This window comes from Streptomyces sp. MZ04, assembly GCF_004684775.1.
Lineage (GTDB): Bacteria > Actinomycetota > Actinomycetes > Streptomycetales > Streptomycetaceae > Streptomyces.
On sequence record NZ_SRIC01000044.1, the window covers coordinates 1 to 25,554 of the forward strand.

20 protein-coding genes and 1 pseudogene are annotated in these 25,554 nt (G+C 68.6%); 10 read left to right on the forward strand and 11 right to left on the reverse strand.

Annotated features, from left to right (window positions below; all coding sequences use genetic code 11):
* Positions 1-579, reverse strand: a pseudogene (locus E2651_RS12685) (murein biosynthesis integral membrane protein MurJ); the annotation flags it as partial.
* 46 nt (positions 580-625) lie between these two features.
* Positions 626-2,986, reverse strand: a complete 2,361-nt coding sequence (locus E2651_RS12690) for a DUF6049 family protein (RefSeq protein ID WP_135331220.1) — start codon at positions 2,984-2,986, stop codon at positions 626-628.
* Positions 2,987-3,178: 192 nt separating this feature from the next.
* On the opposite strand from E2651_RS12690, the gene E2651_RS12695 reads away from it, so the two are divergent.
* Entirely contained in the window at positions 3,179-4,645 is a 1,467-nt protein-coding gene (locus tag E2651_RS12695) for a CCA tRNA nucleotidyltransferase (protein WP_135331189.1), read from the forward strand.
* A 226-nt stretch (positions 4,646-4,871) separates the two neighbouring features.
* Here E2651_RS12695 and E2651_RS12700 read toward each other — a convergent pair whose 3' ends face one another.
* From E2651_RS12700 to E2651_RS12715, 4 genes are all read right to left on the reverse strand, one after another.
* A complete protein-coding gene (locus E2651_RS12700; protein ID WP_245238782.1) occupies positions 4,872-5,336 on the reverse strand; it encodes a hypothetical protein in 465 nt (154 codons plus the stop codon).
* A gap of 115 nt (positions 5,337-5,451) precedes the next feature.
* Positions 5,452-6,708 (reverse strand): MFS transporter, encoded by a 1,257-nt coding sequence (locus tag E2651_RS12705; protein WP_135331191.1) that lies wholly within the window; start codon positions 6,706-6,708, stop codon positions 5,452-5,454.
* A 101-nt stretch (positions 6,709-6,809) separates the two neighbouring features.
* Entirely contained in the window at positions 6,810-7,892 is a 1,083-nt protein-coding gene (locus E2651_RS12710; protein ID WP_135331192.1) for an inositol-3-phosphate synthase, read from the reverse strand.
* A gap of 59 nt (positions 7,893-7,951) precedes the next feature.
* Entirely contained in the window at positions 7,952-8,638 is a 687-nt protein-coding gene (locus E2651_RS12715) for a PadR family transcriptional regulator (protein ID WP_135331193.1), read from the reverse strand.
* 374 nt (positions 8,639-9,012) lie between these two features.
* Between E2651_RS12715 and E2651_RS12720 the strand changes: the two genes are divergently transcribed.
* Together E2651_RS12720 and E2651_RS12725 are read left to right on the forward strand one after the other, a co-directional pair.
* Positions 9,013-11,757, forward strand: coding sequence for a transglycosylase domain-containing protein (locus E2651_RS12720; RefSeq protein ID WP_135331194.1), 2,745 nt, complete (start codon positions 9,013-9,015; stop codon positions 11,755-11,757).
* 134 nt (positions 11,758-11,891) lie between these two features.
* Positions 11,892-13,439, forward strand: coding sequence for a glycosyltransferase 87 family protein (locus E2651_RS12725; RefSeq protein ID WP_135331221.1), 1,548 nt, complete (start codon positions 11,892-11,894; stop codon positions 13,437-13,439).
* Positions 13,440-13,530: 91 nt separating this feature from the next.
* Here the strand turns inward: E2651_RS12725 and E2651_RS12730 are convergent, their stop codons facing one another.
* The 3 genes from E2651_RS12730 to E2651_RS12740 all read right to left on the reverse strand — a co-directional run bounded on the left by E2651_RS12730 (position 13,531) and on the right by E2651_RS12740 (position 16,244).
* On the reverse strand, positions 13,531-14,562 hold the full coding sequence (locus tag E2651_RS12730) for an alanine racemase (protein ID WP_135331195.1): 1,032 nt from the start codon (positions 14,560-14,562) through the stop codon (positions 13,531-13,533).
* 102 nt (positions 14,563-14,664) lie between these two features.
* Positions 14,665-15,786 (reverse strand): peptidoglycan bridge formation glycyltransferase FemA/FemB family protein, encoded by a 1,122-nt coding sequence (locus E2651_RS12735; protein WP_135331196.1) that lies wholly within the window; start codon positions 15,784-15,786, stop codon positions 14,665-14,667.
* A gap of 146 nt (positions 15,787-15,932) precedes the next feature.
* Positions 15,933-16,244, reverse strand: coding sequence for a hypothetical protein (locus tag E2651_RS12740; protein WP_135331197.1), 312 nt, complete (start codon positions 16,242-16,244; stop codon positions 15,933-15,935).
* Between the two features lie 276 nt (positions 16,245-16,520).
* On the opposite strand from E2651_RS12740, the gene rpsF reads away from it, so the two are divergent.
* The 4 genes from rpsF (at position 16,521) to rplI (ending at position 18,257) form a co-directional block, all read left to right on the forward strand.
* Positions 16,521-16,811, forward strand: coding sequence for a 30S ribosomal protein S6 (rpsF, locus tag E2651_RS12745; RefSeq protein ID WP_006604399.1), 291 nt, complete (start codon positions 16,521-16,523; stop codon positions 16,809-16,811).
* Positions 16,812-16,891: 80 nt separating this feature from the next.
* Positions 16,892-17,497 (forward strand): single-stranded DNA-binding protein, encoded by a 606-nt coding sequence (locus E2651_RS12750; protein WP_135331198.1) that lies wholly within the window; start codon positions 16,892-16,894, stop codon positions 17,495-17,497.
* Positions 17,498-17,555: 58 nt separating this feature from the next.
* On the forward strand, positions 17,556-17,792 hold the full coding sequence (gene rpsR, locus E2651_RS12755; protein WP_003949403.1) for a 30S ribosomal protein S18: 237 nt from the start codon (positions 17,556-17,558) through the stop codon (positions 17,790-17,792).
* A gap of 18 nt (positions 17,793-17,810) precedes the next feature.
* On the forward strand, positions 17,811-18,257 hold the full coding sequence (gene rplI, locus E2651_RS12760) for a 50S ribosomal protein L9 (protein ID WP_135331199.1): 447 nt from the start codon (positions 17,811-17,813) through the stop codon (positions 18,255-18,257).
* 99 nt (positions 18,258-18,356) lie between these two features.
* Here rplI and E2651_RS12765 read toward each other — a convergent pair whose 3' ends face one another.
* Positions 18,357-19,694, reverse strand: a complete 1,338-nt coding sequence (locus tag E2651_RS12765) for an MATE family efflux transporter (RefSeq protein ID WP_135331200.1) — start codon at positions 19,692-19,694, stop codon at positions 18,357-18,359.
* 459 nt (positions 19,695-20,153) lie between these two features.
* Here E2651_RS12765 and dnaB point away from each other — a divergent pair, with 459 nt between their 5' ends.
* Complete coding sequence (dnaB, locus tag E2651_RS12770; protein ID WP_135331201.1) at positions 20,154-21,629, forward strand: replicative DNA helicase; 1,476 nt, start codon at positions 20,154-20,156, stop codon at positions 21,627-21,629.
* 6 nt (positions 21,630-21,635) lie between these two features.
* Here the strand turns inward: dnaB and E2651_RS12775 are convergent, their stop codons facing one another.
* On the reverse strand, positions 21,636-23,087 hold the full coding sequence (locus E2651_RS12775; RefSeq protein WP_135331222.1) for a PLP-dependent aminotransferase family protein: 1,452 nt from the start codon (positions 23,085-23,087) through the stop codon (positions 21,636-21,638).
* Positions 23,088-23,244: 157 nt separating this feature from the next.
* On the opposite strand from E2651_RS12775, the gene E2651_RS12780 reads away from it, so the two are divergent.
* Together E2651_RS12780 and E2651_RS12785 are read left to right on the forward strand one after the other, a co-directional pair.
* Positions 23,245-24,105, forward strand: a complete 861-nt coding sequence (locus E2651_RS12780; protein WP_135331202.1) for a methyltransferase domain-containing protein — start codon at positions 23,245-23,247, stop codon at positions 24,103-24,105.
* A gap of 54 nt (positions 24,106-24,159) precedes the next feature.
* Entirely contained in the window at positions 24,160-25,545 is a 1,386-nt protein-coding gene (locus tag E2651_RS12785) for a serine hydrolase domain-containing protein (RefSeq protein WP_135331203.1), read from the forward strand.
* Positions 25,546-25,554: the final 9 nt, after the last annotated feature.

Consider the following 25,554-nt stretch of genomic DNA (forward strand, 5'->3'; position numbering starts at 1 on the left):
GGCCGGGACCATCGGGGGCTCGGGGGGCTGGTGGCCGGCCGGGTACTGGTGGCCGTTGCCCTGGGGGTAGCCGTCCTGGGGATAGCCGCCGGGCTGCTGGTAGGCGGCGCCCTGGGGTTCGCGGTAGCCGCCGGGCTGTTGGTCCCGGAAGAGGTGGGCGAAGGCGTCCGGCTCGTGGTGCTCCTCGCCGGCCTGGGTGACCAGGTCGTCGACGCCCACGAACTGGGTCGTACGGGCATCGTCGCCGTACGGAAGGTGCCGGGTCGGACCGTCCGGCTCGGGAGCCGGGGTCTGGGCCCACACGCGGGGGTCCGGCGCGTGCTGCGGCGATGGCGGCTGGGCGTAGAGCGGCTGCGGGTCCTGGTAGTAGCCAGGGGGCGGCGGGGGGTGCGCGGCGCGGTCGTACAGCGCCTCGGTCACCGGGTCCTGGGCGCTGAGGTCCTGCGCCCGGTAGGGGTCCTGGTCGTAGGCGTCCTGGAGGTACACGTCCGGGGCAGGCTGCGGTGGCATCTGCCCGTTCTCAGGGGGGCCCGAGCCGCCCGCGCCCTGGCCACGGTCACCGTCGTACGGCGCGTTCATGGATACCCCACCTCATCGTCCCCGGGCCCACCGGCCACGACATCGCTCAACGGTCCACTCTCTCACCCGTGTCCGATGGGTCGGTGCTTTCCGGAGCGGTGTCCGGTGTCGGGTCACTCGGCTGCTCGGGGTCGTCGTCCCCGGACTCGGTGCCGGACTCGCCGTCCTCGCCGTTGTCGGGCCCGTCCACCGTGGCCTCCTCATCGGCCCGCTTCCGGGCGGCGCGCTTGCGCTGGGTGTACATCCGGAATCCGGCGAGCACGAGGAGTAGGACGCCACCCGCGATGACGAGCATCACGGTGAGGGTGATCTCAGTGACGTTCACGTCGAAGCGGACCTCTTCGCCGTACGGCTGACCGTCCTCGGTATAGAGCTGGGCGTAGACCGGGACCGGGCCGTTGGCGTTGGCGGTCGTGGTGAACTTCACCGACTGGGCGTGGCCGCCCGCGATCTTGACCGGCTGTTCCCAGTAGGCCTTGCCGCCGATCTTCAGTCGCGTGGGGTTCTCCGACGTGAGGCGCAGCACCATGTGGTCGACGCCCTGGACCAGGTTGTTCTGGACCGTCACCGGGATCGTCGCGCTGCGGCCCGAGAGCTTCGCGTCGGACTTCTGGATCAGCCGCACCTGCTGGGTGAGCGTCGTCAGGTAGTTCTGCACGCCACGGCGGAACCCGTCCGCCTCTCCGGCCCGGCCGCGCCACGACGTGGACATCTCGCGGTCTATGGCCCTCCCGAAGGGAGTGATCACGCGGTCGGGCTCACTGAGGATCGTCTTGAAGCGGTTGAGCTTGTTCTGGGTGTTCTGGATGTCCTGGAAGGCCGACCTCGGCAGCTCCTGCTTACGCAGCGACGCCGGGTAGGAACCGGCCGACGGCACCCGAGTCGTGGCCCCGGGGTCCGGCTTGGCCTTCGCTGCCGCCGTCAGGTCCTGCGGCTGCGACCAGCGCTCGTCTGAGAGGGCGGTGAGCGCCTTCGCCATCGACTGGGCCTGGCTGGCGGTCGGCATGCGCTGCGGGGCGACGACGATGCTCCGCTGCTTGTCCGGGTCCTGCAGGGTGACCATCAGGCTCTGGGCGAGGAACTTCTGCACGGCGAGCGTGGAGTTCTCCGCCCCCGTCATGTCGCCCTGGAAGGCGGTGGAGAGCCCGGCGTCGGCCACCACGGCTGTCGTGCCGCCGCCGATGGGCCGCGCGGCGTTGGGCGTGTACGGCAGTCCGCCGGTCTCGCGCAGGCTGTCGCTGCGGGCGATGACCGTGTGGGCGCCAGCGGAGGTGGAGACATCGACGATCGACGGGTCGAGCGCGCCGTTCACCGGCCACGCGAAGTCCGACCGGGGCTTGACGTGGAGGATTGTCTCCACGGCCTCGGCCCCCACGTCGGTGGCGTCCCTGAGCTGGCCGAGGGACCCGCTGACCGTCTTGCCGTTGTGGGCGAGCGAGGCGAGGTCGGGGTCGGCGAAGGGCAGCGCGACGACCTTCTCGTCCTGCACGGTCTGTTCGAGGTCGTTCAGCCACTGCTTGGCGACCGCCTGGTTCCGGCCCGTCGTGGTCGTCCTGCCGTCGGCGGACTGCACCCGGTAGCTCCGCGTCATCGCGTCGACCGAGGCCAGCAGATCGGGATCGACGACCCAGGTGACGTCGAGCTTGCGGCCCAGCGACAGCATCTGGTCGAGGCGGCCGCCCGGGGCGATCTCCTTGGCCAGGTCGTCGTCGGTGAACACGGGCGTCTGCTGCTCGTCCGAGCCGGTCTCCGCCGTGAGGTGCGAGGCGGAGACGAGCGGCCACAGGTAGGTCGTCTTCGTCTTCGTGTCGGCGGCCTCCGCCTGCCACGGCAGGAAGGTCCGCTCGAAGCCGAGCACCTGGGGCCACGGCTGGGCCGAGGTCCGGCCGGTGAGGGAGACACCGAGCTGGTAGACGCCGTCGATGCCGAGGTCCAGCGCCTTGACCGGGACGGTGATGCTGAAGTCCTGGCGGACACCGGGGGCCAGCTTGGAGACCTTCTCGACGTACTTGCCGCCGACCTCCGCGCCGTCGGCCCCCGGCTGGTAGCCGGTGCGCTTGGCGGCGGCGTCGATCTGGCTCCGGCCGTTCAGGGCAGGACCGAGGCGCAGGCCGACCTCGGCTCCGGTCACCGTCTGCTTGCCGTTGTTGGTGACCGTGCCGGAGACGGTGAGTGTGTCGTCTTCCGTCGGAGCGGTGGGGGTCAGCGAGTTCAGCGAGACGTCGACGGTGCTGGAACCCGTGGCCTTGGCCGCCGCGCCGGGCACGGCGGCATCCGCTACCGGCGCCGCCGGAAGCTGCAGCACACCGGTCAGCAAAGGGGCCCCAGCCAGCAGCGCTGCCGTGCGCCGCAGCCACCGGCGGGCAGGTGAGGGACTGGTCCCCGGGAAGTCTGCCGCCTCGGCCACGCGTTGCCCGTCCTCGTCGTCGTCAGTGGTCGTCGGTTGTGCGTCCACGCATGGTAACGAGGTGCGCTGTGGCGAAGTGCCGCGGACTGCTCCACATGATCGGAAGACCTGGCCGGGTAGGGGCGCGCGAACCGGGAGCGGCCCGGAAAACCGGGCGGACGGGGGTGCGCGGGCCACGTACCCTTTTCAGTTGTGCCGAACGTCAATGAAGAGAATCCCAGCGCACTGAGCCAGGTGCAGCGCCGCGCGGTCAGTGAACTACTGCGCGTGTCCCCTGTCGCGGACGACCTTGCCCGCCGTTTCCAGGAGGCCGGGTTCTCCCTTGCCCTGGTCGGTGGCTCGGTGAGAGACGCGCTCCTTGGCCGGCTCGGCAATGACCTGGACTTCACGACCGATGCCCGCCCCGAGGACGTACTGAAGATCGTCAGGCCGTGGGCGGATTCGGTGTGGGAGGTCGGGATCGCCTTCGGCACGGTCGGCTGCCAGAAGGATGCCCGCGTCGGAGACGCTGATCAGCGCTTTCAGATCGAGGTCACCACGTATCGCTCCGAGGCGTACGACAGGACCTCGCGCAAGCCGGAGGTGTCCTACGGCGACTCCATCGAGGAAGACCTCGTACGCCGAGACTTCACCGTGAACGCGATGGCGGTGGCGCTCCCCGAGAAGGAGTTCATCGACCCGCACGGCGGTCTCGAGGACCTGTCGGAGCGCGTCCTGCGCACCCCTGGCACCCCGGAGGACTCCTTCTCCGACGATCCGCTGCGGATGATGCGGGCCGCGCGGTTCGCCGCGCAGCTGGACTTCGAGGTGGCTCCGGAGGTCGTCGCCGCGATGAAGGCGATGGCCAAGCGCATCGACATCGTCTCCGCCGAGCGCGTGCGTGACGAACTGAACAAGCTGCTCCTCTCGCCGTACCCGGCGAAGGGACTGGCTCTACTTGTCGACACAGGCATCGCCGAGCACGTTCTCCCCGAGCTTCCGGCGCTGCGCCTGGAGCGTGACGAGCACCACCGTCACAAGGACGTCTATGACCACTCGCTGATCGTCCTCGAGCAGGCGATGGCGCTGGAGGAGAACGGCCCGGACCTGACGCTGCGACTCGCGGCGCTCCTGCACGACATCGGGAAGCCGCGGACGAGGCGCTTCGAGGACGACGGCCGGGTCTCCTTCCACCACCACGAGGTGGTGGGCGCCAAGATGACCAAGAAGCGTATGACGGAGCTCAAGTACCCGAACGAGCTCGTGAAGGACGTCTCCCGCCTGGTGGAGCTGCACCTGCGCTTCCACGGCTACGGCACGGGCGAATGGACGGACTCGGCAGTACGCCGCTACGTACGCGACGCGGGCCCACTCCTGAACCGGTTGCACAAGCTGACCCGGTCGGACTGCACGACGCGCAACAAGCGCAAGGCGAGTGCGCTCTCACGCGCGTACGACGGCCTGGAGGAGCGCATCGCCCGCCTCCAGGAGCAGGAGGAGCTGGACTCGATCCGCCCCGACCTGGACGGCAACGAGATCATGCAGATCCTGGACGTACGGCCGGGCCCGGTGATCGGTCAGGCCTACAAGTTCCTGCTGGAGCTGCGGCTGGAGAACGGCCCCATGGAGCGGGACGCCGCTGTGGCGGCACTCAAGGAGTGGTGGGCCGCGCAGGAGTGAGTTGGGGGCCGGTGCGATGTTTCACGTGAAACATCGCACCCGATCCGGACATGCGAAGGGGCACTGTTTCACGTGAAACAGTGCCCCTTCGCATGTCCGGATCGGGCTAGCCTCACTCTCTGCATTGCATGGAGTGAAACCTGATGTCGACCGCATCTGGCAGAGTGGCCGACAGCCCGGCTAGGACGCAGCGGTCAATGGTTCTCCTACGTATGCCCGTCGTGGGTCACGGAGACTTCGTGCAGAACAGGAAGTCCTCGCCCTTACCAGTCTCGGCGTAGAAGCCGGTGGCGCCCTCGACCTTGCGGCACTCCGTCTCCGCGCTGATCTGGGTGAAATGGCCGTCGATCTTCTTGATGACCTTGGACTCCGCCTCGGAGGAGGAGCAGTCCACTACCTCCATGCGGTCCGAGGACGACGAGGCTACCTTCAGGCAGTCACCGACCGCTGCGGTGTCCGCGTCGTCCCGGCTTGCCCACCAGCCGCCCGCGATCACTATGAGGCCGAGCACCACGGCCGCGCCGCGCAGGTACGTCTTGATCGGGCGGCGCTGCGGCTGGGGCGGAGGGACAGGGGCGCCCTGATTGAAGGCAGGGTAGGGCTGCTGCGGAACGCCCTGCTGGGGTGGGTAGGGTGCGCCACCCTGGGGCTGGCCGTAAGGGTTCTGGCCCTGGGGCGGTGGAGTAGTCATGTTTGGGGGTCCCCCTCGAACGAGAGCGCGATGGCGCGGATGCGACGTCCGTAAGTTATAGGGGCACACTGGAATCTCTGAAGTCCAGAGGGGCTCTGTGGCACTGATGTGACACTTACTGTGCGTCAAATCTGGCCATAGCGGCGGCAATCGCTGCGTAGATGACGGCCACCGTGACCACCAGATGGATCGACTGTCCGTCAGGCGGCAGCATCAGGGCGGCTACTCCGGCCGCGGCGACAAAAGCGACGTTGAACAGGACGTCGTAAACGGAGAAGATCCGGCCACGGAAGCTGTCGTCCACCTCGGACTGGACCACCGTGTCCGTGGCGATCTTCGCTCCCTGGGTCGTCAGGCCCAGGAGGAATGCGGCGATGAGCAGAGGGACGGGCTCGAAGGGCAGGCCGAGTGCCGGTTCCAGGACCGCCGCCGCCCCCGCGCAGGCGACGATCCAGCCGCCGGGGCCGAGGCGGTTCACCGCGGCGGGCGTGACGACGGCGGCCATGAAGAAGCCTGCTCCGGAGATGCCCACGGCGAGCCCGAGCAGGGCGAGTCCGTCGGACTCCGAGGACGACCAGGCGTAGCGGCAGAGCATGAGGAACATGACGGACAGGGCGCCGTAGCAGAACCGCATGAGCGTCATGGCGAGGAGCGCGCGGGCGGCCGGGCGCCGCTGCGACAGATGCCGCACACCGGCCAGCAGATCCCGCGCCGTACCGGAGAGCGCCGCGCCGAGACGTGGCTGGACCAGCTCCGGGTCCGGGCCGAGGAGTTCACGTGCCATGCGCAGTGAGGCGAGCGCAGAGCAGAGGTACAGCGCGGCCCCGAGCAGGACCACGGCCGCGTCCGAGTCGGAGACGACCAGGCGTACGGCGAACGCGAGGCCCCCGCCCGCGGTCGCGGCGAGCGTCCCGGCGGTCGGTGAAAGGGAGTTGGCCATGACCAGGCGATCGGCGTCGACCACACGCGGCAGCGCGGCCGAGAGCCCGGCGAGGACGAAGCGGTTGACGGCCGTGACGCAGAGCGCGGAGGCGTAGAACAGCCAGTCCGGCACGCCGCTCAGCATCAGCACAGCGGTCACCGTGGCCAGCGCCGCCCGCAGCAGGTTGCCGTACAGGAAGACCTGGCGGCGCGGCCAGCGGTCGAGGAGCACGCCGGCGAAGGGGCCGATCAGTGAGTACGGCAGGAGCAGCACCGCCATCGCGGAGGCGATCGCGGTCGGCGAGGTCTGCTTCTCCGGTGAGAAGACGACGTACGTGGCGAGCGCCACCTGATAGACGCCGTCCGCGCCCTGGGAGATCAGCCGCACGGCGAGCAGGCGTCGGAAATCCCGCAGGCGCAGCAGTATGCGCAGGTCACCGACGACAGCCATGGGGCACAGCCTCACATACGAAGAGGGTCCCCGGGCGGATTGCCCGGGGACCCTCAACGGCGGTTCAAGAAGCGAGCTTCCGCGTGCCCCGCTGTGTCTCGCTAGCGCTCGACCTCGCCCTTGATGAACTTCTCGACGTTGTCGTACGCCTCGTCGTCGAAGTACTGCACCGGCGGGGACTTCATGAAGTACGAGGACGCGGAGAGGATCGGGCCGCCGATGCCGCGGTCCTTGGCGATCTTCGCGGCGCGCAGGGCGTCGATGATGACACCCGCCGAGTTCGGGGAGTCCCAGACCTCGAGCTTGTACTCCAGGTTCAGCGGGACGTCGCCGAAGGCACGGCCCTCGAGGCGGACGTACGCCCACTTGCGGTCGTCCAGCCACGCCACGTAGTCCGACGGGCCGATGTGGACGTTCTTCTCGCCCAGCTCGCGGTCCGGGATCTGCGAGGTGACGGCCTGCGTCTTCGAGATCTTCTTGGACTCGAGGCGGTCGCGCTCGAGCATGTTCTTGAAGTCCATGTTGCCGCCGACGTTGAGCTGCATCGTGCGCTCAAGACGGACACCGCGGTCCTCGAACAGCTTCGCCATCACACGGTGCGTGATGGTGGCGCCGACCTGCGACTTGATGTCGTCGCCGACGATCGGGACGCCCGCCTCGGTGAACTTGTCGGCCCACTCCTTGGTGCCGGCGATGAAGACCGGGAGAGCGTTGACGAAGGCGACCTTGGCGTCGATGGCGCACTGCGCGTAGAACTTCGCAGCGTCCTCGGAACCGACCGGCAGGTAGCAGACGAGGACGTCGACCTGCTTGTCCTTGAGGATCTGGACGATGTCGACCGGGGCCTCGGCGGACTCCTCGATGGTCTGGCGGTAGTACAGGCCCAGGCCGTCGTAGGTGTGGCCGCGCTGGACGGTGACGCCCGTGTTCGGCACGTCGCAGATCTTGATGGTGTTGTTCTCGCTGGCGCCGATGGCGTCCGAGAGGTCGAGGCCGACCTTCTTGGCGTCCACGTCGAAGGCGGCGACGAACTCGACATCGCCGACGTGGTAGTCGCCGAACTGGACGTGCATCAGGCCCGGGACCTTGGCGTCCGGGTCTGCGTCCTTGTAGTACTCGACGCCCTGGACCAGCGAGGCGGCGCAGTTGCCCACGCCGACGATGGCTACGCGAACCGAACCCATTCCGGTTGCTCCCTGTGTGATTCGTGTATTCCGGATGAAACCCTGCGGAACGCGGGGTCTCACTTGGCGGTGTCATCGGACGGATCCGGCGGCGGGTTGGTCTCCCGCCGCCGGGGCAGGCCGCCCGACTCCCCAGATGTGCTGTCGTGCTGAGCGGAGCTGTCCGGGGCGGACCGTTGCTGGTCCCGCCCCGCTCGCTCGCTCTCGATGAGCTCGTTCAGCCAGCGCACTTCGCGCTCCACGGACTCCATTCCGTGCCGCTGCAGCTCAAGCGTGTAGTCGTCCAGGCGCTCCCGGGTACGGGCCAGGGAGGCGCGCATCTTCTCCAGACGTTCCTCGAGGCGGCTGCGACGCCCCTCGAGCACCCGCATGCGTACGTCCCGCGAGGTCTGGCCGAAAAAGGCGAAGCGGGCGGCGAAGTGTTCGTCCTCGTACGCGTCGGGGCCGGTCTGCGAGAGCAGCTCCTCGAAGTGCTCCTTACCTTCCGCCGTCAGCCGATAGACGATCTTGGCGCGGCGCCCGGAGAGGGGAGCCGCGAGCGCGTCTTCGGGGGTGCTCCCTGTTTCCTCGATCAACCAGCCGTTGGTGACCAGCGTCTTGAGGCAGGGGTAGAGCGTCCCGTAGCTGAAGGCGCGGAACACTCCCAGTGACGTGTTGAGTCGTTTGCGCAGCTCATAGCCGTGCATCGGGGACTCGCGCAGCAGGCCGAGTACGGCGAACTCGAGGATGCCGGAGCGTCTGCTCATGTGTCGCCTCCCGTCTGCCAGCGTCTGTCTGCACGGTCTTTATGCCGAGCTGATGTATCGACTCGATACATCGAGACGATAGAACGGCCCTCCTCACGGGGCAAGAGGGGAAACGGTGAACGGCGTCACATCACCGATTCGTAGGAAGTAACTTGCCTGATTTGGGGTGAACTTCGGCTCTAGGAGGGTTTTGACGGTGCGTAGTCTGTGCGCCATGCAGACCGCCGGGAACCAAGTGACGCCTGAGGGCGTCGTCGTCCCTGGTGTAGTGCGGATGAGCGCGGGGATGGGCGCATCCGTACTTCGGGGGGACCGGAAACCAGCCGCCGTTTCCAGGCGTGGATATCTGCGCCTGCCCGAGGAGTAATCGTTCGATGAGCGAGCACCGTCGCAAACCGCCGCAGCCGCAGGGCGGCGGACGCGCCGCGACCAGACGCGGCGTCTCCGGCGAGTCGCCGGGCCGCCGCGCGGCACCGCGTGGCGCCACTGGATCGCCCACTTCCGCAACCGGCTCGTACGGATCAGGTGACCCCGGTGACGGGGACCGTTCCTACGGCGGCCGGGCAGAGGCCCGTCGCGCGGCGCAGCGCAGCGGTCCCGTCGGCGCGGGCGGCGGTCGCCGCAGGGCGGCCGACGGGTCCGGTGCCGGCCGCTCGGGCGGTGGTGGCGGAGGCCGACGGGGTGGTGGGCCCGGCGGGCCGACCGGACCGGGTCGCGGCAGGGGCCGCGGCGGTCAGGGGCCTGCCAAGAAGCGGTTCATCGACTACCCGCGCGCGAACAAGGACGGTCTGCGGCGCTGGGTTCCGTCCTGGCGCCTTGTCTCCGGCCTGTTCATCGGGTTCCTCGGGAGCCTGATGGCGGTCGCCGGTATCGCGTACGCCCTGGTGGAGGTCCCGAAGGTCGACGAGGCGGCCAAGGCGCAGAACAACGTCTACTACTGGGCCGACGGCAAGCAGATGGTCGCGACCGGTGGTGAGACGAACCGCCAGATCATCGACTACGAGAAGATCCCCAAGGCGATGCGCACCGCCGTCATCTCGGCGGAGAACAAGACGTTCGAGGACGACAAGGGCGTCGACCCCATGGGCATCACCCGCGCCCTGGTCAACATGGCCAAGGGTGGCGAGACCCAGGGTGGCTCCACGATCACTCAGCAGTACGTGAAGAACGCGCGCCTCAATGACCAGTCGCAGACGGTCACGCGTAAGTTCAAAGAGCTCTTCATCTCCATAAAGGTCGGCCGTACGGTCCCCAAGGAAGAGATCATGGCGGGGTATCTCAACACCGCCTACTACGGCCGCGGTGCCTACGGCATCCAGGCCGCGGCCCACGCGTACTTCAACGAGGACGCCACCGAACTTAACCCCAGTCAGTGCGCTCTCCTCGCGACGGTGCTCAAGGGCGCCACGTACTACGACCCCGCCGGCTCCCCCGAGGTCGACCCGGCCGCCACGCAGGAGGCGAACACGGATCGGGCCACCAAGCGGTGGAGGTGGATCCTCGACGAGGAGGTCAAGGACGGCCACCTGACCACCGCGGAGCGGGGCAAGTACACGAAGTTCCCGAAGCTGCAGAACCCGCGGTCCAACGCCCAGCTGGGCGGTCAGATCGGTTATCTGGTCGACCTCGCCAAGGCGTACGTGATCAACAACAGCGACGGCAAGATCACGGCCAGTGATCTCCAGCAGGGCGGCTACGAGATCCACACGACCTTCGACAGGACGAAGGTCAAGGAGCTCGAGAAGTCCGTTGAGAAGGTCCGCAAGGCGAAGATCAAGCCCAAGCTGCGTCCGGAGAAGGACACCCACGTCCAGTTCGGTGGCGCCTCGGTGAACCCGAAGGACGGCGCTATCGAGGCGATCTACGGCGGTGAGGACGCGACCAAGCACTTCACCAACAACGCGGACCAGACCGGTGCGCAGGTCGGCTCGACGTTCAAGCCCTTCGTGCTGGCCGCCGCCTTCAAGGACGGTACGCGCGCCAAGGACGGGCCGGAGATCCAGGACGAGACCCAGCGGACGATCGTCAACCCCAAGAGCCGCTACAGCGGCAAGAACGAGCTCAAGATCGAGAAGTACGACGGCACCGTCTGGACGGACCGTGAGGGCAAGGAATGGCTGCAGAAGAACGACGGTGACGCGTCCTACAACGCGCCGAGCTACCAGATCGACCTCCGTGAGGCGATGCGGGAGTCCGTCAACTCGGCCTATGTGCAGCTCGGCATGGATGTCGGCCTGGACAAGGTGAAGGCCGCCGCCGTCGACGCGGGTCTCAAGCCGAACAGCCTGGCCAGCGCCAATTACCCGTCCTTCTCTCTCGGTACGTCCTCTCCGAGCGCGATCCGCATGGCCGGCGCGTACTCCACGTTCGCTTCCAGCGGCAAGCAGAACGAGCCGTACTCGGTCAAGGAAGTCGAGCACAAGGGCAACACCGTCTTCGAGCACGAGTCGCAGACCAAGCGGGCCTTCGACCCGGAGGTCGCCGACAACGTCACCGACGTGCTCAGGACCGTCGTCGAGAAGGGCACCGGTACCTCGGCGCAACTGAGCGGCCGCCAGGTGGCGGGCAAGACCGGTACGACCGACGGCAACAAGTCCGCCTGGTTCGTCGGATACACCCCGCAGCTGTCGACCGCGATCAGCATGTACCGCCTCGACGACAACGAGGGGAACAAGAAGCGCGAGTTCCTGGAGATGTTCGGCACGGGTGGCGAGGAGAAGATCCACGGTGCCTCGTTCCCGGCGCAGATCTGGAAGGACTACATGGAGCGAGCCCTCAAGGGTGAGCCCGTGAAGAACTTCCCCGTGCCGAGTCCGATCGGTGAGGTCGTCGGCGAGACCCCGCCGCCGAGCCCGACCCCGACGGAGACCGAGGAGCCGGAGGAGTCGCCGTCGCCGAGCGCCACGGAGACCGGACCGTCCCCGAGCCCGTCGGGCACCCCCGATCCCGGTGAATCCTGTGCCGACTGGGACTGGCAGTGCAGCAACAGCGGCGGTGCCGCGGACGGCGGGACCACAGACGGCAGCACCGGCGAACCGTCACCACCGACTACAGAGGATCCGACCGGCGGTGGAGGAAGCAACGGCAATGGAGGCATCTTCGGAGGCACGACCGGCTGACCGAGGTACCCCAAGTGCATGTTTCACGTGAAACGCACTGTTTCACGTGAAACACGCACCGCCGATCATGAAGAGGGCCGCCACACCCGTACGGTGTGGCGGCCCTCTCCGTGTTCTCAGGCTCGTACGGCAGGATGTGCGGCATGCCCAGTGCAGAAACGACGCGCACGAGCGTGCAGCAGCCCTCGAGCGGGCGGCAGCCGGAGCCCGTACGGCCGACCAAGGAGGACGAGGTCGCGGCGGCCGGCAGCGAGCTGATCGGCGGGCCCATCGGCCGCAGAGTGCTGTACGCGGCCACCTGGTGGACTCCCGTACGTGTCATCGCGCTCGTGGCCATCGGGATGTTCGCGCTCGGCATGGTGCAGAAGATGCCGTGTTACGACGGCGCCTGGTTCCAGGGCGCGAGCTCGCAGTACACGCACGCCTGCTACTCCGACATCCCTCATCTCTACCAAGGGCGCGGCTTCGCCGACGGGCTCGTGCCCTACTTCGACAAGCTGCCCGGCGACATGGAGTACCTCGAATACCCGGTGCTCACCGGTGTGTTCATGGAGGTGGCCTCCTGGCTGACACCGGGCAGCGGGAGCGTCCAGCACCAGGAGAAGTTCTACTGGATGGTCAATGCCGGGATGCTGATGGCCTGTACGGCGGTCATCGCCGTCTGCGTCGCCCGCACCCACCGGCGCCGCCCCTGGGACGGCCTGCTCGTCGCTCTGGCGCCTGCCTTCGCTCTGACGGCCACGATCAACTGGGACCTCTTCGCCGTCGCTCTCACGGCCGCCGCGATGCTGATGTGGGCACGCGGGGGGACACTCTCCGCGGGCATCCTGCTCGGCCTCGCGACCGCCGCGAAGCTTTACCCGGCGCTGCTCCTCGGCCCGCTGCTCGTCCTGTGCTGGCGGGCGGGGCGCTGGCGGGCCTTCTGCATGACGGCAGGGGCCGCGGTGGGTGCCTGGCTCGTGGTGAACCTGCCGGTGATGATCGACCACGATGCCTCGGGCTTCCACATCCGCGAGGGCTGGGCGAAGTTCTACACCTTCAGCCAGGAGCGGGGCGTCGACTTCGGCTCCTTCTGGCTGATCCTCTCCCAGCGCATGGACGACCCGCTGTCCACCGACACGGTCAACACCCTCGCCACCGCCCTGATGCTCCTGGCCTGCCTGGGAATCGGCGCCCTCGGCCTGATCGCGCCGCGCCGCCCGCGCTTCGCGCAGCTGGCCTTCCTGGTGGTCGCCGCGTTCGTCCTCACCAACAAGGTCTACTCGCCGCAGTACGTCCTGTGGCTCATCCCCCTCGCCGCGCTGGCCCGGCCGCGCTGGCGCGACTTCCTGATCTGGCAGGCCTGCGAGGTCGCGTACTTCCTGGGGATCTGGCTGTACCTCGCGTACACGACGAGCGGAGACGCCCACAAGGGACTGCCGACCGAGGGCTACCAACTGGTCATCATGATCCACCTGTTGGGCACGCTGTACCTGTGCGCCATCGTCGTACGGGACATCCTGATGCCGGAGAGGGATCCGGTGCGGCGGTCCGGCGACGACGATCCGTCGGGAGGCGTGCTGGACGGTGCGCAGGACGTCTTCGTCCTCGGGCAGGCCGCCCATCCGCCGCGGCACGCGGTGCATTCCACGGAAAGGCCCGTCGTGCGGTGGGGGTCGACGACGACCGATATTTCACCCTGAGCGAACAGGCAAGTAAGAGAAGGGCCGGGCGCGATGTGGTCGCGCCCGGCCCTTCTCTTACATGATCTCGTACGTGATCTTGTACGTGTGATCAGCGGTCGACGATGCGGTCGAACTGCGTGGTGGTGTGCCGCAGATGGGCCACCAGCTCCTCGCCCACCTTCGGCTCCGTCGCGTCCGAGGGCACGAAGAGGATGGAGACCTGCATGTGCGGCGGCTCGGCGAACCAGCGCTGCTTGCCGGCCCAGACGAACGGCGACAGGTTGCGGTTGACGGTCGCGAGGCCCGCACGGGCCACGCCCTTCGCCCGCGGCACCATGCCGTGCAGCGCCTTCGGGGCCTCCAGGCCCACGCCGTGCGACGTGCCGCCCGCGACGACGACCAGCCAGCCGTCGGACGCGACCTTCTGCTGGCGGTAGCCGAAGCGGTCGCCCTTGGACACCTGCGTGACGTCCAGGACGGCACCGCGGTACTGGGTGGCCTCGTGATCCCCGAGCCACAGATGCGTGCCGATGCGCGCGCGGAAGCGCGTCTGCGGGAACTGCTGCTGCAGGCGCTGGAGTTCATTGGCCTTGAGGTGGCTGACGAACATCGTGTGCAGCGGAAGACGGGCGGCGCGCAGTCGGTCCATCCAGCCGATGACCTCCTCGACGGCGTCCGAGCCGTCCGTGCGGTCCAGCGGCAGGTGGATCGCGAAGCCTTCGAGGCGTACGTCCTCGATGGCCGCGTGCAGCTGCGAGAGCTCCTGCTCGCTCACGCCGTGCCGCTTCATCGAGGACATGACCTCGATGACCACACGGGCGCCCACGAGGCCGTGCACGCCGTCGAGCGACGACACGGAGCGGATGACGCGGTCGGGCAGCGGCACGGGCTCCTCGCCCCGCCGGAACGGGGTCAGGACCAGCAGGTCACCGCTGAACCAGTCCTTGATCCGGGCGGCTTCGTACGTGGTGCCGACGGCGAGGACGTCGGAGCCGAAGCGGGTCGCTTCCTCAGCGAGGCGCTCATGACCGAAGCCGTAGCCGTTGCCCTTGCAGACCGGGACGATTCCCGGGAACTGCTCCAGCACGTGCTTGTGGTGTGCCCGCCAGCGCGCGGTGTCGACATAGAGCGTGAGCGCCATGGCCGGATCCTGGAACCTTTCTCGTGGCTGCGGTGTATCAGAGGTATGAAGACTATTTTTGGCAGTGCTCGTGGATGTGTGAATTGTGCCGGGTCGGTGCGGTCAGCGGCGCGACATGTAGATGTCGAGCGCCTTGTGGAGCAGCTTGTTGAGCGGGAAGTCCCACTCGCCGATGTACTCGACAGCCTCTCCACCCGTGCCCACCTTGAACTGAATCAGTCCGAAGAGGTGGTCCGTCTCGTCCAGAGAGTCGGAGATGCCCCGCAAGTCATAGACCGTGGCGCCGAGCGCGTAGGCGTCGCGGAGCATCCGCCACTGCATCGCGTTCGAGGGCCTGACCTCGCGGCCGATGTTGTCCGAGGCGCCGTAGGAGTACCAGACGTGCCCGCCGACGACCAGCATCGTCGCCGCGGAGAGGTTCACGCCGTTGTGCCGCGCGAAGTACAGCCGCATGCGGTTGGGGTCCTCGGAGTTGAGCACCCGCCACATCTGCTGGAAGTAACCCAGCGGCCGCGGCCGGAACTTGTCGCGGACCGCGGTGATCTCGTAGAGCCGCTGCCATTCGGCGAGGTCCTCGTATCCGCCCTGGACGACCTCGACACCGGCCTTCTCGGCCTTCTTGATGTTGCGCCGCCACAGCTGGTTGAAGCCCTTGAGGACCTCGTCCAGGGAGCGGTTGGCCAGCGGCACCTGGAAGACATAGCGCGGCTGTACGTCACCGAAGCCGGCCCCGCCGTCCTCGCCCTGCTGCCAGCCCATGCGGCGCAGCCGGTCGGAGACCTCAAAGGCACGCGGCTCGATGTGCGAGGCCTCGACGTCGCGAAGCCGCTTCACGTCCGGGTTCTGGATGCCCGATTTGATCGCGGGAGCGTCCCAGCGCCGGATGACGACCGGCGGGCCCATCTTCACCGAGAAGGCGCCCTGCTGCTTCAGATGCGCGAGCATCGGCTGCAGCCAGTCGTCGAGGTTCGGGGCGTACCAATTGATGACCGGGCCCTCGGGGAGGTACGCGAGATAGCGCTTCAGCTTGGGCAGTTGGCGGTAGAGCACCAGACCCGCGCCGACGAGCTGACCGGTCCCGTCGTCGAACCAGCCCAGGTTCTCCGAACGCCATTCACTCTTCACATCCGCCCATGCCGGGACCTGGCAATGACTCGCCGACGGCAGACTCTGGATAAACGCCAGATGCTGCTCGCGACTGATGGTCCTCAGGGTCAGACTCATTCGGGGCGCTCCTCGGGCTGGTGTGTCCCCATGGGTACAGGGGCTCCGGCTCTCGCGCCGAAGCCTACTGTGCCCCGCGAGCGCCCCGTCTGGGCGTACGGAACCTCGACCCCCGGCCTATGGGCGGCGGGGGTGCCGAGGGGCGGTCACCAGAGGCCGCCGAAGAGCCCGCCGTGGGCCATACCCAGGAAGAATCCGACCGCCGACGCACCGAGGCCCACGATCAGGCCGAAGCGCTCACGGGTCGTTTCGGAGACGAACTGTCCCCACGCAGCCGTGCCGATTCCCAGCAGGCCGGTCCATGAGCTGAGCAGATGGAGGTTGTGGAACATCGCGGAGACGAAGGCGATCGCACCGAGGACCAGGGTCACGCCGAGGAGCGTGTCCTGCAGTGGATGGGCCTTGCCGTCCGTGGCGAAGAGAGAGCCGGCGGTGTTTCGTCGCAATGCTTGTGCCATGAGGCACCTCCTGCGGAAGGCGGCGCATCGTAGCGCCATACACACCCGATGTGTACAGATTCTGCCCGCCGGACGCCGGATTTCAACCGGAAGCCATGGTGCGGGTACTCTGTACCGTCTGCACCGGTGTCTGCCCAGGCCCCTGGCAGGGCTCCAGCTCGGTCTTCCGATCGAGGAGCCCGATTGTCAGTGGCTGCGGATACCGTTGCGTACGCATCACGACCCTCCTGCCACGGAACGACCGTGGCCGCTGAGTCCAAAGGAGGTGGGTTCCACATGCGTCACTACGAAGTGATGGTCATCCTCGACCCCGATCTCGAGGAGCGCGCTGTCTCCCCGCTGATCGAGAACTTCCTCTCCGTCGTCCGTGAGGGCAACGGAAAGGTTGAGAAGGTCGACACCTGGGGCCGTCGTCGTCTCTCGTACGAGATCAAGAAGAAGCCCGAGGGCATCTACTCGGTCATCGACCTGCAGGCCGAGCCTGCGGTCGTCAAGGAGCTCGACCGCCAGATGAACCTGAACGAGTCGGTCCTCCGGACCAAGGTCCTCCGTCCCGAGACCCACTGAGCTTCCTAGCTCAGCGGTACTCGGGTTTCGAGTAGCAGCAGCAAAAGCAGCCAGCAGCAAACCCGCCGAGAGGTTCCCCCATGGCAGGCGAGACCGTCATCACGGTCGTCGGCAATCTTGTCGACGACCCCGAGCTGCGCTTCACCCCGTCCGGTGCGGCGGTCGCGAAGTTCCGTGTCGCGTCCACTCCCCGCACCTTCGACCGTCAGACCAATGAGTGGAAGGACGGCGAGAGCCTCTTCCTCACCTGCTCGGTCTGGCGTCAGGCGGCGGAGAACGTCGCTGAGTCGCTTCAGCGAGGCATGCGCGTCGTCGTGCAGGGCCGGTTGAAGCAGCGGTCCTACGAGGACCGCGAGGGCGTCAAGCGCACGGTCTACGAACTGGACGTCGAGGAAGTCGGCGCCAGCTTGAAGAACGCCACGGCCAAGGTCACCAAGACCACCGGTCGCGGCGGCCAGGGTGGATACGGCGGCGGTGGCGGCGGCCAGCAGGGCGGCGGCAACTGGGGCGGCGGCTCCGGTGGCGGTCAGCAGCAGGGTGGCGGCGGTGCTCCCGCCGACGACCCCTGGGCGACCGGTGCTCCGGCCGGCGGCGGCCAGCAGCAGGGCGGCGGCGGTGGCTGGGGCGGAAGCTCCGGCGGCTCCGGCGGCTCTGGCGGCGGCTACTCGGACGAGCCCCCCTTCTAGGCCTCAGGGCCAAGAGGTGGGCCGTACCCACACTTCTTGATCACACAGGAGAAACACCATGGCGAAGCCGCCTGTGCGCAAGCCTAAGAAGAAGGTCTGCGCATTCTGCAAGGACAAGGTCACGTACGTGGACTACAAGGACACGAACATGCTGCGGAAGTTCATTTCCGACCGCGGCAAGATCCGTGCCCGCCGCGTGACCGGCAACTGCACGCAGCACCAGCGTGACGTCGCCACGGCCGTGAAGAACAGCCGTGAGATGGCGCTGCTGCCCTACACGTCCACCGCGCGATAAGGGAAGGGTGACCGACTAATGAAGATCATCCTCACCCACGAGGTCACTGGCCTCGGCGCTGCCGGCGAGGTCGTAGACGTCAAGGACGGCTACGCCCGCAACTACCTGATCCCGCGGAACTTTGCGATCCGCTGGACCAAGGGTGGCGAGAAGGACGTCGCGCAGATCCGTCGCGCGCGCAAGATCCACGAGATCGCGACCATCGAGCAGGCCAACGAGGTCAAGGCCCGGCTCGAGGGCGTCAAGGTCCGTCTGGCCGTTCGCTCCGGCGACGCCGGTCGTCTCTTCGGTTCCGTCACCCCGGCCGACATCGCTTCGGCGATCGAGGCTGCCGGTGGTCCGAAGGTCGACAAGCGCCGTGTCGAGCTGAACGCGCCGATCAAGACGCTGGGCGCTCACGCGACGTCCGTGCGTCTGCACCCCGAGGTTGCCGCGAAGGTCAACATCGAGGTCGTCTCCGCCTAAGCACTTCGCTTGGCAGAGCTGAACGAACGTGTGGGGCCGCACCCTTCGGGGTGCGGCCCCACATGTTTCACGTGAAACGGCTCAGCGTCGTGAAACGGCTCAGCGTGTGGCGCCCGTGACGATCCAGCGGCCCGAGCGGGATCGCAGCCACAGGGTGATCATCCGTACCGCCATCATGAGCGTCATCGCTCCCCACAGCGCCGTCAGGCCGCCGCCCAGGGTGGGCACCAGGAGGGCGACGGGGACGAAGACGGCGAGCGTGGCGAGCATGGCCCAGGCCAGGTAGGGGCCGTCGCCGGCTCCCATCAGGACGCCGTCGAGGACGTAGACGATGCCGCAGATCGGCTGGGCGAGGGCCACTACCACGAGGGCGGGCAGCGCCGCGTCCTCGACCGCCGCGTCACTCGTGAACAGCGGGATGAACAACGGCCTGGCCAGGACGACCAGGAGGCCGAGCACGACGCCCGATGCGATGCCCCACTGCACCATCCGGCGGCAGACGTCGCGCGCGCCCTGGGCGTCGTTCGCTCCGAGATAGCGGCCGATGATCGCCTGGCCGGCGATGGCGATGGCATCGAGGGCGAACGCCAGCAGGCTCCACAGGGACAGGACGATCTGGTGGGCGGCCACGTCGGCGTCGCCGAGGCGGGCGGCCACCGCCGTCGCGATCATGAGGATGGCCCGCAGTGAGAGCGTACGGACGAGAAGGGGTGCGCCCGCCTGGGCGCAGGCCCTGATGCCGGCGGCGTCGGGGCGCAGTGAGGCGCCGTGGCGTCTGGCTCCGCGTACGACGACGAAGAGGTACACGGCGGCCATGGCGCACTGGGCGATGACGGTGCCCCAGGCGGAACCGGCGATGCCGAGGCCGGCTCCGTAGACGAGAGCCACGTTGAGGACGCCGTTGGCGACGAAGCCGCCGATGGCGACGTACAGCGGGGTCTTCGTGTCCTGCAGGCCGCGCAGGACGCCGGTGGCGGCGAGCACGACGAGCATGGCCGGAATGCCCAGCGAGGAGATGCGGAGATAGGTGACCGCGTACGGGGCGGCCGTGTCCGACGCGCCGAAGAGCTCGACGAGCGCGGGTGCGGTGGGCAGGACGACGGCTATGACGGCGGCGCCGAGGAGGAGGGCGAGCCAGATGCCGTCCATGCCCTGGCGGATGGCGGCCTGGAGATCTCCGGCGCCGACCCGCCGGGCGACGGCGGCCGTGGTGGCGTAGGCGAGGAAGACGAAGACGCTCACGGCGGTGGTGAGGAGAGCCGAGGCGACGCCGAGACCGGCCAGTTGCGCGGTGCCGAGGTGGCCGACGATGGCGCTGTCGGCCATCACGAAGAGAGGCTCGGCGACGAGTGCGCCGAAGGCGGGGACGGCGAGTGCGATGATCTCTCGGTCATGCCGTCGCCGTGCGGCCTTGGGCGCCGCGGGAGCCTGTGTCATGGGCACCAATGTAATCTTCCACAGGTAAGAGATGCAACGCCTAATGGACCCTTACTTGGCCTTGGGCGGGGCGCTCTGTGGCGCACTGTTTGTCGCGATCTTGGTCCGACTGGGAAAGTTTTTCTTCTGCACAGCCGGTGGATGGGAACGTTGCAGGTCAGAGCCGGTTTGCAGAGAGGGCTGAGGGCTTGTTCACAGGGCTGTCCACCGGGCCGTGCACAGGTTTGGCGGGGTTCTCCACAGCATCGCGCCCGTCATCCACACCGCCTGTGGATAACCAGATTGGCTGACGGTGGCCACGGGCCTACCGTGGTCCGGCGCCCCCCTCGTCTTCCGACCGCGGAAACCCGGTAAATCCGACGCGTCAGAACCGGAGTTGGGCGGCTCATTTGTCAGTGTCGTGCCGTAAGAAAGAGGGGCACGGCGAGGTCCGCGCGGCGGACGGGAGGAGGTGGCCCGGTGAGTATTTCCGAGCCTTTGGACGACCCCTGGGCCGACAGCGGTCCCAGTGATCGTCTGCCCGCCTCCCGGCGCCGTGACGGCGGCCGTGGCCGCGACGAACAGCATGAGCGGGGCCGCGAAGGCGGCGGCTGGGACGGCGGAGGCACCGCTTTCGAGCGCGTACCGCCGCAGGACCTCGACGCGGAGCAGTCGGTGCTCGGCGGCATGCTCCTCTCCAAGGACGCCATCGCCGATGTCGTCGAGGTGCTCAAGGGCCATGACTTCTACCGGCCCGCGCACGAGACGATCTACACCGCGATCCTCGACCTGTACGCGAAGGGCGAGCCGGCCGACCCGATCACCACCGCCGCCGAGCTCACCAAGCGCGGTGAGATCACCAAGGTGGGCGGCGCCCCGTATCTGCACACGCTGGTGCAGACGGTGCCGACCGCGGCGAACGCCGAGTACTACGCGGAGATCGTCCACGAGCGCGCGGTCCTGCGCCGCCTCGTCGAGGCCGGAACCCGCATCACGCAGATGGGATACGCGGCCGACGGCGACGTCGACGAGATCGTCAACAGCGCCCAGGCCGAGATCTACGCGGTCACCGAGCAGCGCACCAGCGAGGACTATCTGCCGCTCGGCGACATCATGGAGGGCGCGCTCGACGAGATCGAGGCGATCGGTTCGCGCAGCGGCGAGATGACCGGTGTGCCGACGGGCTTCACCGACTTCGACTCGCTGACGAACGGGCTGCACCCGGGCCAGATGATCGTCATCGCGGCGCGTCCCGCCATGGGTAAGTCCACGCTGGCCCTCGACTTCGCACGGGCCTGTTCGATCAAGCACAACCTGCCCAGCGTGATCTTCTCCCTGGAAATGGGGCGCAACGAGATCGCGATGCGTCTGCTCTCCGCGGAGGCCCGCGTCGCGCTGCACCACATGCGGTCCGGCACGATGACCGACGAGGACTGGACGCGCCTCGCGCGCCGCATGCCAGAGGTCTCGGCCGCCCCCCTCTACATCGACGACTCCCCGAACCTGTCGATGATGGAGATCCGCGCCAAGTGCCGCCGCCTCAAGCAGCGCAGCGACATCAAGCTCGTGATCATCGACTATCTGCAGCTGATGCAGTCCGGCGGTTCGAAGCGCGCCGAGAGCCGCCAGCAGGAGGTCTCGGACATGTCGCGAAACCTGAAGCTGCTCGCCAAGGAGCTCGAGGTCCCGGTCATCGCGCTCTCGCAGCTGAACCGTGGCCCCGAGCAGCGCACGGACAAGAAGCCCCAGGTCTCCGACCTTCGTGAATCCGGATCGATCGAGCAGGACGCCGACATGGTCATCCTGCTGCACCGTGAGGACGCGTACGAGAAGGAGTCCCCGCGCGCGGGCGAGGCGGACATCATCGTGGGCAAGCACCGTAACGGCCCGACGGCCACGATCACGGTCGCCTTCCAGGGCCACTACTCGCGCTTCGTGGACATGGCGCAGACGTAACGTCCGTCAGGCCAAGTCCCGCACGGCATCGCCGAGAAGCGCGATGCCGTCGGCGATGTCGGTGTCCGTGGGTGCGGCGTAGCCGAGGACGAGGCCCGGGCGGTGCGGGCGCTGGCCGTGCCACGACAGGGGCTGGACCTTCACGCCCCGCAGCAGGGCCGCCGCGGCGAGGTCGGTGTCGCGCAACCCGGCGTCGAAGGTGATCGTCAGATGCAGTCCGGCCGCGGCGCCGTGCACGACGGCGTCCGGCAGATGGGTCCTGATCGCGGCGATCATCGCGTCCCTGCGGCGGCGATGGCGCCCCCGCAGCAGACGCAACTGGCGTTCCAGCGCGCCGGACTCCATCAGCTGGGCCAGGACGAGTTGTGGCAGTACGGCGCTGCCGAGGTCGGCGAAGCGCTTGGCGGCGACGAACGCGTCCCGGTGCCGGGGCGGCGCGACGGCCCAGCCGATGCGCAGCGCCGGGGCGAGCAGCTTGGACACGCTCCCGGCGTACAGGACGTGCTCGGCGAGCAGGGAACGCAGGGCGGGGACCGGGGCGCGGTCGTAGCGGTGCTCGGCGTCGTAGTCGTCCTCGATGATCAGCCCGTCGCGTTCCGTGGCCCAGCGCATCAGCGCGCGCCGGCGCCGGCCGCCGAGCACGACGCCGGTCGGGAACTGGTGAGCCGGTGTCAGCAGTACGGCGGGAGCGCCCGTGGTCTCCAGTGCGTCGACGCGGATGCCGTCGGCGTCGACCGGGACGGGCGGGGTGTCCAGGTGCGCGTTGCGCAGATGCTGGCGGGCGCCGAGCGCGCCGGGGTCCTCCACGGCCACCGCGCGGATCCCGTCGTCGTGCAGGACCCGACCGAGCAGGGTGAGGGTCTGAGCCGTGCCCGCGGTGACGACCACCTCGTCGGGATCGGCGCGGATGCCCCGGCTGCGGGCCAGCCAGTGGGCTAGGGCGACGCGCAGTTCCCGGGCCCCGCGTGGGTCTCCGTATCCGAAGGCGGAGGCCGGGAGTTCCTTGAGTACGGTGCGTTCGGCACGCAGCCACGCTGTGCGCGGGAACGCCGCGAGGTCGGGGACGCCGGGCGAGAGGTCGATCCGGGCCGGGGTGGCCCGAAATGCGTCGAAGATGTCCGTGCCGGGCGCGGCGGCGAAGAGGCTGCTCGGCGGCGGAGGCGGCTGCGTGCGCGCCTCCGGCCGGACGGTCACCGGCGCGGCGACCACCACAGTGCCGTTGCGCCCCCGCCCCGCGACATGCCCGTCCTCGCTCAGGCGCTGGTACGCCTCGGTGATCACGCCGCGGGACACGCGCAGTTCGCCCGCCAGTGTCCGGGTGGCCGGCAGCCTGCTGCCCACGGGCAGACGGCCGTCGGCTATCGCGAGGCGTAGCCGCCGGGCCAGCCAGTCCGCGCGCCCGCCGGTCGGGGCGTCGCCGATGTTCAGCTGGAGGAAGTCGGTGCCTGAGCCGTTCAGCTGGTGGATGTCGGTTCCTGAAGCGTTCAGCTGGTGGGAGTCGCTCCCTGAGCCGTTCAGCTGGACGACATCGGCCCGGGGCGACGACGCTATGGACCGGTTGGCAGCATGGTCATTGGACCTGTTCACCGGGCCATAGTGGCAGCAGCCTGAAGCCATGCACATAGCCACCACCAACCACACGTCCCCATCTCCCGCCATCCTCCCGGCAGTTGGCTACGTCCACGGATACTCGGACCGCGAGGCCCGCAGGCTCGGTGCCCAGGCGAACACCCTTGCCGCGCTGCTGCACAAGGGCACGGCGTATCCTCGGGGCAGCCGGGTCCTCGAGGTCGGCTGCGGGGTCGGCGCGCAGACCGTTCACCTGGTCGACTCCAGCCCAGGGGCGCATATCGTCGCCGTCGACCGGTCAGCGGACTCCCTTGCTCAGGCCCGCGCCCGTGTCGAGGCACACGCGCCCGACGCGAAGGTGACGTGGTGCCGCGCCGATCTCTTCGATCTCCCTTTCCCGGACGCCGAGTTCGACCACATTTTCGTGTGCTTCGTCCTGGAGCACCTGGCCGCTCCCCGGCGCGCGCTCGCCGCGCTGCGGAGGCTGCTGCGACCCGGCGGGAGCCTCACCGTGATCGAGGGGGACCACGCGTCGGCGTTCTTCCACCCAGACAGCGCCTACGCGCGGGCGGCCATCGGCTGCCTGGTCCAGTTGCAGGCGGACGGCGGTGGGAACGGCCTGATCGGGCGGGAGTTGCTGCCGCTGGTCGCGCAGGCCGGATACGACGACGTCAGGGTGCGGCCGTGCACCGTCTACGCCGACCGGACCCGTCCCGCGCTGGTCGACGGCTTCACGCGCGGCACATTCACCGCCATGATCGAATCCGTCAGGGAGGACGCGCTGGCCGCCTCGCTCATCACCGAGGCGGACTGGGACCGCGGGATCGCCGATCTGCGCAGGACCGTGGATGACGACGGGACCTTCCACTACACGTTCTTCAAAGCCACGGGTACGCGCGCCGCGTAGGGCGCCCGGCGGAATTCGCTCGACGCGCGGCCTCTCCAAAGGTGGACTAGGGCCATGACATCACCCCGTGAAGAGCTGCTGCCCACCACCCGCCGGGCCCTGCTGCACCGCGTCGCCACCGCTCAGGCGGAGGGCCGGGCGCCCTCGCTCGTCGCCTCGGTGCTCAGGGACGGCGAGTTGGTGTGGACCGAGGGGCGCACCTGCGTGGAGGGACACGCGCCGGACGAGGACGTTCAGTACCGCATCGGCTCGATCACCAAGACGTTCACCGCAGTACTGGTGATGCGACTGCGCGACGAGGGCACCCTCGACCTCTCCGATCCCCTGGAGAAGCATCTTCCGGGTACGGCTGCGGGCGACGTCACCATCGCGGAACTCCTGGCACACACCGGCGGGTTGGCGGCCGAGACCCCCGGGGAGTGGTGGGAGCGTACGCCGGGTTCGCAGCGTCCTGAGCTGGAGGACGTACTCGGCGAGCAGCCCTTCAAGCACCCCACCGGTCGCCGGTTCCACTACTCCAACCCCGGCTACACGCTGCTCGGTTCGCTGGTCGAGGCGCTACGGGGCGATTCCTGGGAAGCCGTGCTGCGTCGCGAGATCCTGGAGCCGCTGGGTCTGACCCGTACGAGCGCACAGCCGCAGGCGCCGCACGCCGGTGGCTGGGCCGTCCATCCGTGGGCGGACGTGATGATGCCCGAACCCGCCGAGGACCTGGGTCTCATGGCACCGGCCGGACAGCTGTGGTCCACGACGGCGGATCTGGCGCGCTTCGGTGCCTTCCTGCTGTCGGGCGACGACCGGGTCCTGTCCGCCGATTCGGTACGGGAGATGAGGACTCCGGCGGCGCCCACGCCGCCGGGGGACTGGAACTCGACGTACGGCCTCGGCACGCAGGTGCTCCGCGTGGACGGACGCACCCTGGTCGGGCACGGTGGCTCGCTGCCGGGCTTCATGGCCGGGCTGTGGGCGATCGAGGAGGACGGTCTGGTGGCGGTCACGCTGACCAACTGCACCTCCGGTCCCGCCGTGACGGCGCTGGCCGCCGAGCTGCTGCTGATCGTTGCCGAGGCCGAGCCGCGCATCCCCGAGGCGTGGCGGCCGCTGCCCGAGCTGGACAAGGCTCTGCTGGAGCTCGCGGGGCCCTGGCACTGGGGGACGAACACCTTCGTGCTGCGGCCGGCGGCCGACGGCGCCGTCGACCTGGCGCCCCTTAGCGGCAGCGGGGTCCGGGGCTCACGGTTCCGGCCGAACGGCGACGGCACCTGGACCGGGCTCGAGGGCTACTTCGCGGGGGAGATCCTGCGGGCGGTACGGCGTCCGGACGGGTCGGTGAGCCATCTCGACCTGGGGTCGTTCTTCTTCACGCGGGAGCCGTACGACACCAGTGCTCCCGTGCCGGGCGGGGTGGACCCGGAGGGGTGGCACGGACTCCCTCAGTAGGGGGGCCGG